This is a genomic window from Leisingera caerulea DSM 24564 (assembly GCF_000473325.1).
Classification (GTDB): domain Bacteria; phylum Pseudomonadota; class Alphaproteobacteria; order Rhodobacterales; family Rhodobacteraceae; genus Leisingera; species Leisingera caerulea.
The window spans coordinates 1,006,110-1,018,216 of the sequence record NZ_KI421513.1; the positions used below are offsets into that span (position 1 = coordinate 1,006,110).

General features: G+C 60.5%; 9 protein-coding genes and 2 rRNA genes. 7 read left to right on the forward strand and 4 right to left on the reverse strand.

Annotated elements, in window-relative coordinates:
• Positions 1 to 15: 15 nt before the first annotated feature.
• Together CAER_RS0112265 and CAER_RS0112270 are read right to left on the reverse strand one after the other, a co-directional pair.
• Positions 16 to 1,248 carry an adenylate/guanylate cyclase domain-containing protein gene (locus CAER_RS0112265; RefSeq protein ID WP_027235638.1) on the reverse strand — a complete coding sequence of 411 codons (1,233 nt, stop codon included), beginning with the start codon at positions 1,246 to 1,248 and terminating at the stop codon, positions 16 to 18.
• A gap of 51 nt (positions 1,249 to 1,299) precedes the next feature.
• Positions 1,300 to 1,740 (reverse strand): MarR family winged helix-turn-helix transcriptional regulator, encoded by a 441-nt coding sequence (locus CAER_RS0112270; protein WP_027235639.1) that lies wholly within the window; start codon positions 1,738 to 1,740, stop codon positions 1,300 to 1,302.
• Between the two features lie 71 nt (positions 1,741 to 1,811).
• Here CAER_RS0112270 and hmgA point away from each other — a divergent pair, with 71 nt between their 5' ends.
• From hmgA to maiA, 7 genes are all read left to right on the forward strand, one after another.
• Positions 1,812 to 3,167, forward strand: coding sequence for a homogentisate 1,2-dioxygenase (hmgA, locus tag CAER_RS0112275; RefSeq protein ID WP_027235640.1), 1,356 nt, complete (start codon positions 1,812 to 1,814; stop codon positions 3,165 to 3,167).
• 105 nt (positions 3,168 to 3,272) lie between these two features.
• Positions 3,273 to 4,529, forward strand: coding sequence for a fumarylacetoacetase (fahA, locus tag CAER_RS0112280; RefSeq protein WP_027235641.1), 1,257 nt, complete (start codon positions 3,273 to 3,275; stop codon positions 4,527 to 4,529).
• An 82-nt stretch (positions 4,530 to 4,611) separates the two neighbouring features.
• Positions 4,612 to 5,562 (forward strand): MBL fold metallo-hydrolase, encoded by a 951-nt coding sequence (locus tag CAER_RS0112285; protein ID WP_027235642.1) that lies wholly within the window; start codon positions 4,612 to 4,614, stop codon positions 5,560 to 5,562.
• Positions 5,563 to 5,713: 151 nt separating this feature from the next.
• Entirely contained in the window at positions 5,714 to 7,324 is a 1,611-nt protein-coding gene (locus tag CAER_RS0112290; protein ID WP_027235643.1) for an FAD-dependent oxidoreductase, read from the forward strand.
• A 5-nt stretch (positions 7,325 to 7,329) separates the two neighbouring features.
• Positions 7,330 to 7,548: a DUF2783 domain-containing protein gene (locus CAER_RS0112295; protein ID WP_375543578.1), complete on the forward strand. Its 219-nt coding sequence runs from the start codon at positions 7,330 to 7,332 to the stop codon at positions 7,546 to 7,548.
• A complete protein-coding gene (locus CAER_RS0112300) occupies positions 7,545 to 8,087 on the forward strand; it encodes a VOC family protein (RefSeq protein ID WP_027235645.1) in 543 nt (180 codons plus the stop codon). The genes CAER_RS0112295 and CAER_RS0112300 overlap by 4 nt, the downstream gene beginning before the upstream one ends.
• Before the next feature lie 62 nt (positions 8,088 to 8,149).
• Positions 8,150 to 8,782 carry a maleylacetoacetate isomerase gene (gene maiA, locus CAER_RS0112305; protein WP_027235646.1) on the forward strand — a complete coding sequence of 211 codons (633 nt, stop codon included), beginning with the start codon at positions 8,150 to 8,152 and terminating at the stop codon, positions 8,780 to 8,782.
• A 139-nt stretch (positions 8,783 to 8,921) separates the two neighbouring features.
• Here maiA and rrf read toward each other — a convergent pair.
• Together rrf and CAER_RS0112315 are read right to left on the reverse strand one after the other, a co-directional pair.
• A 5S ribosomal RNA gene (gene rrf / locus CAER_RS0112310) occupies positions 8,922 to 9,036 on the reverse strand.
• Positions 9,037 to 9,244: 208 nt separating this feature from the next.
• Positions 9,245 to 12,072, reverse strand: a 23S ribosomal RNA gene (locus CAER_RS0112315).
• Between the last annotated feature and the right edge of the window lie 35 nt (positions 12,073 to 12,107).

Here is a 12,107-nt window from a genome sequence, read left to right on the forward strand (position 1 = left end):
CGCCCCGGCAGCGCCTCAGCTATCGCAGCCGCAATTGCCGCGGTAGATGGTGTACAGCTCCATCGGCTCAGCGACCCCGCGCAGCATGTAGCGGCCCAGAGACACCAGATCATGGTTGGTGCCTCTGGCGGCCGACTTCACGACTTCGGACATAATGATGTTCTGGCCGACCGACCGGTGCATCCCAGCAATCCGCGCGGTCTGGTTCACCGCCTGGCCGATCACGGTAAAGTCGAGCCGGTTCTCAGCCCCGATGTTACCATAGAGGATAGTGCCGGCGTGCAGCGCCAGGGTAAAGCCCGCGGTCGGTAGGCCCTGCTCCTCACGTTCGGTGTTGTACGCGCGGATCTTGCCGCACAGCTCATTGGCTGCGGCCAGCGCCGCGTGGGCGTCTTCCTCGATGCTGCCGAGGTTGAACATGGTCAGCATCCCGTCCCCCATGAACTTGAGGATGTTTCCGCCATGCGCCTGGATGGTTTCCACCGCCAGGCCGAAGTAGCCGTTCAGCATCTCGATCAGTTCGGTTCCAGGCAACCGCTCAGCCAGCTGGGTGAAGCCTTTGAGGTCGAACAGGCAAATCACCGCGTCAATCTGCTGCGAGGAGCCGCGCTGGATCTCGCCCGACAGCACCCGGCGGCCGGCATCGCGGCCCAGGTAGACCTGCAACAGGTCGCTCGCCATCTGCCGGTTGGAGGAGGATTTCAGCGCCAGCCCCAAGTGAGGCAAAGTGGTGCGGATCAGGTCCAGCTCGCGGTTGGAGAACCCGCCCGGACGGTCCGTCGCCCAGGAGACCAGCATGCCCTCTTGCGGGTGAACGGGGTCGTTCGGCCCGGCCTCGGGCGGGGCGAACCGCACGCCCTTGGCAAAATAATCCGTTGCCCCGCGTTCCCGCAGCTCCGGCAGCAGCGGGAACTCCTCCGGCGCGCCGTCTTCGAGTTTCTCGCGGAATTCGTCCAGCTCCTTGTCCAGGATGTGGAAGAAAGGGCTGCGCAGCCATTCCTCGCGCGGAGACTCGCGGTATTCGTAATGCTGGTGCGACAGGCCGTCTGCGCGGGTCCAATTGAAACCGATGCCGCCGAATTTCGGGTGAAAGGCGCGCTGCGCCACATGAAATCGCCACAACGGCACGCCCGCATCGCACAGCCGCTGGCAATAACCCTGCAAAAGGTCCTGCTGCTGTGCCCCGTGCAGCCCCTGCTCCATCAGCCAGGCAATCAGCGGTCCCGAATTGACATCAATCTGTATCATGCGCTCACCTTCAATTCCGCTGCCTTATCTGGGCATTGCGTCTCGCGATGTCTACGGGTCGATGCCTGCTAATTTGCGCAGCATATACCGCAAAATCGCAACCTCGCCGGTCGTGAACTGGCGGCACAATCTGGCATCGAACTCCTGCGCCACATCCCGCAGCTCCCGGTAGGCGGATTGCCCCGCCGGGGTCAGCGTCAGATGCTCCGCCCGGCGGTCGTTTTCATCCCGCGTCCGGGTGACGAACCGCTTCTCGGCCAGCTTTGCCACCGCACGGCTGATCTTGGTCTTATGGATCTTGGCCCGCTCTCCGATCTCCTTGGCGGTCATCTGGCCATAGTTGCCCAGGTGGAACAGCACCCGCCATTCCGTGCGCAGCATACCATAGCGGTCCTTGTAGTGCCGCTGAAACCCGAGGGAGCTTTCCTCGGCCGCCCGGTTCAGCAGAAAAGGCAGGAAATCCTGCAGAGTGAAGTCATCTTTTTCGGTCATTTGCGTCCTCTCTCCCTTGTTAGTTACAAAACCAACTAATATTCCGCAAGCAGTGACAGGAGGAACGCGCGATGAATCGGCCAGCCGATCCCCATAAAATGATCCAGGCTCCCTCGCTTGCGGGGCCGAACGAGGGCTATATGCCCGGCTTTGCCAACGACTTTGAGACCGAGGCGCTGCCTGGCGCCTTGCCGCAGGGCATGAACAGCCCGCAAAAATGCAACTACGGCCTTTACGGCGAACAGCTGAGCGGCACCGCCTTTACCGCCGACCCGCCGGAGCGGACCTGGACCTACCGGATCCGCCCCTCGGTCAAGCATTCGCACCGCTACCAGAAGATCGACCTGCCGCACTGGAAGTCGGCGCCCTGTGTCGATCCGGACGTGATTTCGCTGGGCCAGTACCGCTGGGATCCGGTGCCCCATTCCGATGAGGGCCTGACCTGGCTCACCGGCATGCGCACGATGACCACCGCAGGCGACGTGAACACCCAGGTCGGCATGGCCAGCCACATCTATCTGGTCACAGAATCGATGGTGGACAGCTATTTCTTCTCTGCCGACTCGGAACTGCTGGTGGTGCCGCAGGAAGGGCGCCTGCGCTTTGCAACTGAGCTGGGCATCATTGACCTGGCACCGCAGGAGATCGCGATTATCCCGCGCGGAATGGTGTACCGGGTGGAGGTGCTGGAAGGCCCCTGCCGCGGCTTTGTCTGCGAAAACTACGGCCAGAAATTCGAGCTGCCGGGCCGCGGGCCCATTGGCGCCAACTGCATGGCCAACCCGCGCGACTTCAAGGCGCCGGTGGCGGCGTTCGAGGACCGCGAGGCGCCCTCGACCGTGACCATCAAGTGGTGCGGCCAGTTCCATGAGACCAAGATCGGCCACTCGCCGCTGGATGTGGTCGCCTGGCACGGCAACTACGCGCCCTACAAATACGACCTGACCACCTATTGCCCGGTAGGCGCGATCCTGTTCGACCACCCGGATCCGTCGATCTTCACCGTGCTGACCGCGCCGTCGGGTGTGCCGGGCACCGCGAACATTGATTTCGTGCTTTTCCGCGAGCGCTGGATGGTGGCGGAAAACACCTTCCGCCCGCCGTGGTATCACAAGAACATCATGTCGGAGCTGATGGGCAACATCTACGGCCAGTACGACGCCAAACCGCAGGGCTTTGTGCCGGGCGGGATGTCCCTCCACAACATGATGCTGCCGCACGGGCCGGACAAGAACGCCTTTGAGGGCGCGTCGAACGCCAACCTCGGCCCCGAGAAGCTGGACAACACCATGTCCTTCATGTTCGAGACCCGCTTCCCGCAGCATCTGACCGCATTTGCAGCCAAGGACGCGCCGCTGCAGGATGACTACATCGACTGCTGGAGCGACATCGAGAAGAAGTTCGACGGCACGCCCGGCCTGAAATGAAATGGTGAGGGGGCGCTGCCCCCTCTGGGCCGGACCGGCCCATTCACCCCCGGAGTATTTCCGGAAAGATGAAAAGGATCTGAGGATCCGGAAACTGGAGACACTATGCCTCTGCTGAAATCCTGGGTGGCCTCGGCCAATGATGCGGACCACCCGTTCCCGCTGAACAACCTGCCCTACGGTGTGTTTTCCATTGATGGCGATGATCCGCGCTGCGGCGTGGCCATCGGTGACATGATCCTGGACATGCAGGCCGCCGAAGAGGCCGGGCTGATCCAGCTGGGCGATGCGCCGCTGTTCGACGTCCCTTACTGGAACGACCTGATGGAAGAAGGCCCCGCCGTCTGGGCCGCGCTGCGCGACCGTCTGACCGCGCTGCTGTCCGAAGGCTCCGCCGAGCAGGAGAAGGTGGAGACCCTGCTGGTTCCCGCTGCCGATGCGGAGCTGCACATGCCCTTTGCGGTCAGCGAATACACTGACTTCTACGCCGGCAAGAACCACGCCTTCAACGTCGGCACCATGTTCCGCGGCCCGGAAAACGCGCTGCCGCCGAACTGGCTGCACATCCCGATCGGCTACAACGGGCGCGCGTCTTCTGTTGTGGTCTCCGGCACCGATGTCCGCCGCCCCTGGGGCCAGCTGAAAGGCCCGAGTGATGACAAGCCGCGGTGGGCGCCCTGCGCGCGCTTCGACATTGAGCTGGAAATGGGCGCGATCGTCGGCACACCCTCGGACGGTCCCATCACTGTTCAGGAAGCGGATGACAACATCTTTGGTTACGTGCTGCTGAACGACTGGTCGGCGCGCGATATCCAGGCCTGGGAATACCAGCCGCTGGGGCCGTTCCAGGCCAAGGCAACTGCCAACACGATCTCCCCCTGGATCGTGACCAAGCCGGCGCTGGAGCCGTTCCGCTGCGACACGCCGGAGCGCGAAGTGGAGCTGCTGGACCACCTGAAGGACTGCGGCCCAATGCTCTATGACATCGATCTTGAAGTGACCTTGGCACCGGAAGGCAAGGAGGCCACGACCATCGCGCGGACGAACTATAAGGAAATGTACTACTCTGCCGCGCAGCAGCTGGCACATCACACCACCTCGGGCTGCCCGATGAACGCGGGCGACCTGTTGGGATCCGGCACCATCTCCGGCCCCACCAAGGAAAGCCGCGGTTCGCTGCTGGAACTCAGCTGGGGCGGTAAGGAGCCGCTGACGCTGGACAGTGGCGAGGAGCGCTCCTTTATCGCTGACGGCGACACGCTGACCCTGAAAGGCGCGGCCAAAGGAGATGGCTACACCATCGGGTTCGGCGACTGCACCGGCACCGTGCTGGCTGCTCTGGACGATCCGTTCAAGAGGTAAGCCGCGCTTTCCCTCTTGCCACAAATACACCCGCCGGAGGCTCCCGCACTTGCCTCTGGCGCACCGCTGAAAGGACAGACACATGGCCAAGGCATTCGCGTCCCAAGGGGACATGAGCGAAAAGAAAATCTCCTTCACCGAGGTTGGCGAGGGCCTGTATGCCTTCACCGCAGAGGGCGATCCGAACTCCGGCGTGATCATCGGCGATGACAGCGTGATGATTGTCGAGGCGCAGGCGACCCCGCGGCTGGCAAACAAGGTGATCGAATGCGTCCGCTCGGTCACCGACAAGCCGATCACCCATGTGGCGCTGACCCATTACCACGCGGTGCGCGTGCTGGGCGCCTCCGCGTTTGGCGCACAGCAGATCATCATGGGCGACGCCGCACGCGCCATGGTCGTGGAGCGCGGACAGGAGGACTGGGACAGCGAATTTCAGCGTTTCCCGCGGCTTTTCGAAGGCCATGAGAGCATTCCCGGGCTGACCTACCCGACCACCACATTCTCCGACGACATGACCGTCTACCTCGGCAACCGCCGGGTCGACCTGATGCACCTGGGCCGCGCCCACACCGCGGGCGACATCGTGATCCATGTGCCGGACCAGAACGTGATGTTCACTGGCGACATCGTCGAATACCACTCCGCCTGCTATTGCGGCGACGGCCATTTCGGCGACTGGGGCGACACGCTCGACAACATCAAGGCTTTCGACGTTGACGCCATTGCACCGGGCCGCGGCGATGCGCTGGTCGGCAAAGAGATGGTCAATGCCGCAATCGAGAACACCCGCGATTTTGTCGAAAGCACCTACCGCCCCGCGGCCAAAGTGGCGGCCCGCAACGGCACCCTGAAGGAAGCCTGGGACGCGGTGCGCGCGGAGTGCGATCCGAAGTTTGCGGACTATGCGATCTATGAGCATTGCCTGCCCTTCAACGTCGCCCGCGCCTATGACGAGGCCCGCGGCATCGACACCCCGCGGATCTGGACCGCTCAGCGCGATCTGGAGATGTGGGAGGCCCTGCAGGGCTGAGCTCAGGCCAGAATTTGCAACCGGGGCGTTTTGATCCAGATCGTGTCGCCCCGGCAAAACCTGTGAGACGCTGGACCATGCTCCCGGCTGCCCTCTGCCGGGAAAGGGTTGAGCTGTGCCTGAAGGCACCCGGAATTTGGGAGGAGACCTGATGAACAAGATCTTTGAAGTCCCTTTGTACCCCTACGAGCGCCATGCGGATGAGGATGCCTCTTCGCCCGTACGCCGCAAGGTGGTGGTTATAGGGGCGGGCCCGGTTGGCCTGGCTGCCGCCATCGACCTGGCGCAGCAGGGCACCGAAGTTGTGGTGCTGGACGACAACGACAAGGTGAGCTTCGGCTCCCGCGCGATCTGCTTTGCCAAGCGGCCGCTGGAAATCCTAGACCGGCTGGGCTGCGGCCAGCCGATGGTGGACAAGGGTGTGCAGTGGAACACCGGCAAGGTGTTCTTCGACGACCGGCAGGTTTATGAATTCAACCTGCTGCCGGAAGAGGGCCACAAGCGCCCCGCCTTCATCAATCTGCAGCAGTATTACTTCGAGGAATACCTGGTGAACCGGGTGCGCGAACTCCAGGAGCAGGGCGCGCCGATCGAAATCCGCGGCCGTAACAAGGTTTCCGCCATAGGCACTCATCCCACCCACGTGGTGCTGGAAATCGATACTCCCGAAGGCTCCTATAACTTGGAAACCGAATGGCTGATCGCCTGCGATGGCGCTGGCTCCCCCACCCGGCAGATGCTGGGTCTGGATTTCGTCGGCCGTGTATTCGAGGACAACTTCCTGATTGCCGACGTGATCATGGAGGCGGATTTCCCGTCGGAACGCTGGTTCTGGTTCGACCCGCCCTTCAACAAGGGCCAGTCGGCGCTGCTGCACAAGCAGCCTGACGGGGTCTGGCGCATCGACCTGCAGCTGGGCTGGGATATAGACAAGGAGCGTGAGAAGCGCCCGGAAAACGTGATCCCGCGCCTCAAGGCGATGCTGGGCGAGGATGTGAAATTCGAACTGGAATGGGTCTCGATCTATACCTTCCAGTGCCGCCGGATGGAGCAGTTCCGCCATGGCCGGGTGATCTTTGCCGGAGACGCCGCGCACCAGGTCTCGCCCTTCGGCGCCCGCGGGGCCAACTCCGGCCTGCAGGACACCGATAACCTGTGCTGGAAGCTGAAGCTGGTGATGGACGGCAAGGCGCCTGAAAGCCTGCTGGACAGCTATGATGCGGAGCGCATCCACGGTGCGGATGAGAACATCCTCAACTCGTCGCGCTCGACCGATTTCATCACCCCGAAATCGGAGATCAGCCGGGTGCTACGCGACGCGGTCCTGGACCTGTCGGAACAGTATGAATTCGCACGTCCCCTGGTGAACTCCGGCCGCCTGTCGGTGCCCTGCACCTATGACGGCTCGCCGCTGAACTCGGCGGATGCGCTGGACGGGCCGGACCGCACCCGCCCCGGCTCCCCCTGTCCTGACGCGCCGCTGAGCGACGGATTCCTGTTGGACAAGCTGGGCGATAAATTCGTGCTGCTGACCATCGACGCCGACGCGCCGGATGTGATCGTGGAGGAAGGCATCGAGGTCACCCGCCTGGCGCTGTCGATCAAGGATGACAAGACACTGGCACTGCAGCAGCGCTATCTGGGCAAGCATGAAAGCGGCGTCTACCTGATCCGCCCGGACCAGCACGTGGCCGCCCGCCGGCCTGCCTTTGATGAAAACCAGTTCCGGCACGCAATCCGCCGGGCCATCGGCAAGGAATGACCGCCATGACAGAGACCGATCAGCTGATCCTGACCGCCAACACCGAGCGCGCCGACGATTTCTACGCAGATCTCTTGGCGGCGCACGAGGGCCTCAGCAGGTCCGAAAGCGATGCCCTGAATGCACGCCTGGTGCTGGTGCTCGCCAACCACATTGGAAAACGCGCGATCCTAAAACAGGCGCTGGCTGCGGCCGCGCTGAAACCCGGGGAGGACACCGCTTGAAAATCGAACAGATTCACCACGTCGCCTACCGCTGCAAAGACGCCAAAGAAACGGTGGAGTGGTACAACAAGATGCTGAAGATGGACTTTGTCCTGGCCATTGCCGAGGACCACGTGCCATCGACGCATGAACCCGATCCCTACATGCATATCTTCATGGATGCGGGCAACGGCAACGTCCTGGCCTTCTTCGAGCTGCCGACCAAGCCGGAGATGGACCGCGACCGCAACACGCCGGTCTGGGTGCAGCACATCGCCTTCAAGGTGAAGGACCGCGACACCCTGATCCAGTTCAAGGAGCATCTGGAGGCAAATGGCGTCGAGGTGCTGGGCGTCACCGACCACTCCATCTTCCACTCGATCTATTTCTTCGACCCGAACGGCCACCGGGTGGAGCTCGCCTGCCCCGATCCGGCAGAAGACGCGCTGCTTGAAAAGCTGGACGCGGTGAAGTGGGAGATGCTGGAGGAATGGTCCAAGACCAAGAAGGCGCCGAAACACGCTGACTGGCTGCACGCCAAGGAACTGAACAAGGGCTAAGCCCGCACGAACGGGCAAAGGCAGCCCCCAAGGGCTGCCTTTTCACGAGAGGGAGGACGCAGATGAGCCGCACGGTTCTATATGATTACTGGCGCTCTTCAGCCAGCTACCGGCTGCGCATTGCGCTGAACCTGGCGGAGATCGGCTACACCACCGTCCCGGTCGATCTGGTCAAGGGCGAACACAGAAGCCCGGACCACCTGGCCCGCAACCCGCAGGGGTTTGTCCCGGTGCTGGAAATTGACGGTCTGCGGCTGACCCAATCGCTGGCGATCCTCGACTACCTGGACGAAACCAGGGCGCTCGGCCTGCTGCCCCAGGACACGGGCCAGCGCGCCTTGGCACGGGCCCTGGCGCATTCTGTAGCGGTGGATGTGCACCCGGTCTGCAATCTGCAAGTGGCGAAACACGCCACCGCACTCAGCGGCGGCGCGCCGGACATGCCCAAAGCCTGGATGCAGCATTTCATCCGCCCCGGCCTGCAAGCGTTCGAAGTGCTGCTTGGCGGATTCGAACAGACGCCTTTCTGCACCGGGGACACACCGGGGCTGGCGGACATCTGCCTGATGCCTCAGCTGTACAACGCCCGCCGCTGGGAGGCGGAGTTCTCGGACCTGCCGCGCATCTGCGCGGTGGAGGCCGCCTGCACAGAACACCCCGCATTTACAGCCGCACATCCGGATCAGGCGGCCTGAGCGGCGCGCGCCGCAGCCTTAGCACTCCGGGTCAGTTGGCCGGTTATTGTGTTTTTTAACGCAAAACCGCCGCTTGCGTTATGTGCAGCGGCGGTTTTGTTTTGGGCATCGTTTAAGAGAGTTATTTGGATTTTACTAGGTTTGGCGGTGACCTACTCTCCCAGGGCTTGAGCCCAAGTACCATCGGCGCGACAGTGCTTAACTTCCGGGTTCGGGATGGGACCGGGTGTTTCACTTGTGCTGTGGCCACCAAACCGAGAAAAATCCAGATGCCTTCGGCAGGTGGATTTTTCTCGGTTAGCGGCAGGCAGCGTATTTGCAAAGCAAATGCGCGTTGCCGCACCTGAGTTACGTCACAGGACGTTTCCACAAGCGGAAGGCAATACAATCAACGTTTGTCCAAGTTTTTTGTTTTGGATGGTTTGCTTTATTTGGTTCGAGTAACACTGTCTGTTACTGGATCAAATCAAGCCTATCGGGCGATTAGTACCGGTCAGCTGAACGCATTGCTGCGCTTACACCTCCGGCCTATCGGCGTGGTGGTCTTCCACGGCCCTCAGGGATACCTTGTTTTGAGGGGGGCTTCCCGCTTAGATGCCTTCAGCGGTTATCCTGTCCGATCATAGCTACCCAGCACTGCTATTGGCATAACAACTGGTCCACCAGTGGATCGTTCACCCCGGTCCTCTCGTACTAGGGGCAACTCCTCTCAAGTATCCTGCACCCACGGCAGATAGGGACCGAACTGTCTCACGACGTTCTAAACCCAGCTCACGTACCTCTTTAAACGGCGAACAGCCGTACCCTTGGGACCTGCTCCAGCCCCAGGATGAGATGAGCCGACATCGAGGTGCCAAACACTGCCGTCGATATGGACTCTTGGGCAGTATCAGCCTGTTATCCCCGGCGTACCTTTTATCCGTTGAGCGATGGCCCTTCCACGCGGGACCACCGGATCACTATGGCCGACTTTCGTCTCTGCTCGACTTGTCAGTCTTGCAGTCAGGCTGGCTTCTGCCATTGCACTCAACGAGCGATTTCCGACCGCTCTGAGCCAACCTTCGCGCGCCTCCGTTACTCTTTAGGAGGCGACCGCCCCAGTCAAACTACCCGCCACGCAGGGTCCCGGATCCGGATAACGGACCGCGGTTAGACATCAAGAGTGCGAAGGGTGGTATCTCAAGGGAGGCTCCACCGGAACTTGCGTTCCGGCTTCGATGCCTACCACCTATCCTGCACATCACAATCCTGATGCCAGTGCGAAGCTGTAGTAAAGGTGCACGGGGTCTTTCCGTCTAACCGCGGGAAGCCTGCATCTTGACAGGCAATTCAATTTCGCTGAGTCGATGTTGGAGACAGCGGGGAAGTCGTTACGCCATTCGTGCAGGTCGGAACTTACCCGACAAGGAATTTCGCTACCTTAGGACCGTTATAGTTACGGCCGCCGTTTACCTGGGCTTCAATTCGGAGCTCTCACCCCTCCTTTTAACCTTCAGGCACCGGGCAGGCGTCAGACCCTATACGTCGCCTTGCGGCTTCGCAGAGCCCTGTGTTTTTAATAAACAGTCGCCACCCCCTGGTTTGTGCCCCCGGATCCAAGTTGCCTTGAACCCGGGCCTCCTTCTCGCGAACTTACGGAGGTATTTTGCCGAGTTCCTTCAACATCGTTCTCTCAAGCGCCTTGGTATTCTCTACCAGTCCACCTGTGTCGGTTTAGGGTACGGTCTGACGGAGGGCTATTTCCAGGGACTGATCAGCAGCCCAGTCAATCCGATAAGACTGAACTACCTTCACAATCCGTCACATCCTCCTGGCCTAGGAATATTAACCTAGTTCCCATCGCCTACGCCTTTCGGCCTCGGCTTAGGGGCCGGCTTACCCTGCTCAGATTAGCTTTAAGCAGGAACCCTTGGACTTTCGGCGAGAGTGTCTCTCACACTCTTTGTCGCTACTCATGTCATCATTCTCGCTAGTGATCTCTCCACCGGATGGCTCACGCCCCGGCTTCATCGAAAGCCTCTCTCCTCCAATACTCCCGAAGGAGTTAAGGAGGAATGAGACTATGTCACACTACGCTCTGCTACCATGCACTATGTGCATCCTCGGCTTCGGCTCATGGCTTGAGCCCCGTTACATCTTCGCCGCAAGACATCTTATTTAGACCAGTGAGCTGTTACGCTATCTTTAAAGGATGGCTGCTTCTAAGCCAACCTCCTGGTTGTTTTGGACGTCTCACCTGCTTTCCCACTTAGCCATGAATTGGGGGCCTTAGCCGGAGGTCAGGGTTGTTTCCCTCTCCACGACGGACGTTAGCATCCGCCGTGTGTCTGCCATCCAGTACTCCCGGGTATTCGGAGTTTGGTTAGGATCAGTAAGCCTGTGGGGCCCCATTACCCATCCAGTGCTCTACCCCCCGGGGTATTCGGATGACGCTCTACCTAAATAGATTTCGCAGAGAACCAGCTATCTCCGAGTTTGATTGGCCTTTCACCCCTAGGCACAGCTCATCCCGATCCTTTTCAACGGATGTGGGTTCGGCCCTCCAATGCGTGTTACCGCATCTTCAGCCTGGCCATGCCTAGATCACTCGGTTTCGGGTCTGATCCCACGAACTCATGCGCCCTATTAAGACTCGCTTTCGCTGCGCCTCCGCCTAACGGCTTAAGCTTGCTCGTGAGACCAAGTCGATGACCCATTATACAAAAGGTACGCTGTCAGCCCTCAAGGGGCCTCCAACTGATTGTAGGCGTTCGGTTTCAGGTACTGTTTCACTCCCCTCGCCGGGGTGCTTTTCACCTTTCCCTCACGGTACTGGTTCGCTATCGGTCAGTAAGGAGTACTTAGCCTTCGGAGGTGGTCCTCCGATCTTCAGACAGGATTTCACGTGTCCCGCCCTACTTAATACGTCCTTCAAAGCTTCCCATACGGGGCTGTCACCCGCTCTGGCTGCGTTTCCCAACGCATTCTGGTCACTTATCAGGCTCGGCTGGTCCGCGTTCGCTCGCCGCTACTGACGGAGTCTCTATTGATGTCCTTTCCTCCGGGTACTTAGATGTTTCAGTTCCCCGGGTTTGCTCTTAAAGACCTATGTATTCAGTCCTTAAGTACCTGGTTCAAACCATTATTGATTACCGAAGGTAACAATAACGATCTGTCAGGTGGGTTCCCCCATTCAGAGATCTTGGGATCAAAGCCTATTCCCGGCTCCCCCAAGCTTATCGCAGGGTATCACGTCTTTCATCGCCTCTTACTGCCAAGGCATCCACCAAACGCCCTTCTCGCGCTTGATTTGATCCAGAAAAAGACAGTGCAAACCGTCGCGGCA

What these genes read in the sequence shown, in the direction of transcription:
- CAER_RS0112290 (WP_027235643.1), top strand. Translation starts at nt 5,714, where the DNA reads ATGAACAAGATCTTTGAAGTCCCTTTGTACCCCTACGAGCGCCATGCG.
- CAER_RS0112285 (WP_027235642.1), top strand. Translation starts at nt 4,612, where the DNA reads ATGGCCAAGGCATTCGCGTCCCAAGGGGACATGAGCGAAAAGAAAATC.
- fahA (WP_027235641.1), top strand. Translation starts at nt 3,273, where the DNA reads ATGCCTCTGCTGAAATCCTGGGTGGCCTCGGCCAATGATGCGGACCAC.
- CAER_RS0112265 (WP_027235638.1), bottom strand. Translation starts at nt 1,248, where the DNA reads ATGATACAGATTGATGTCAATTCGGGACCGCTGATTGCCTGGCTGATG.
- maiA (WP_027235646.1), top strand. Translation starts at nt 8,150, where the DNA reads ATGAGCCGCACGGTTCTATATGATTACTGGCGCTCTTCAGCCAGCTAC.
- hmgA (WP_027235640.1), top strand. Translation starts at nt 1,812, where the DNA reads ATGAATCGGCCAGCCGATCCCCATAAAATGATCCAGGCTCCCTCGCTT.
- CAER_RS0112270 (WP_027235639.1), bottom strand. Translation starts at nt 1,740, where the DNA reads ATGACCGAAAAAGATGACTTCACTCTGCAGGATTTCCTGCCTTTTCTG.
- CAER_RS0112295 (WP_375543578.1), top strand. Translation starts at nt 7,330, where the DNA reads ATGACAGAGACCGATCAGCTGATCCTGACCGCCAACACCGAGCGCGCC.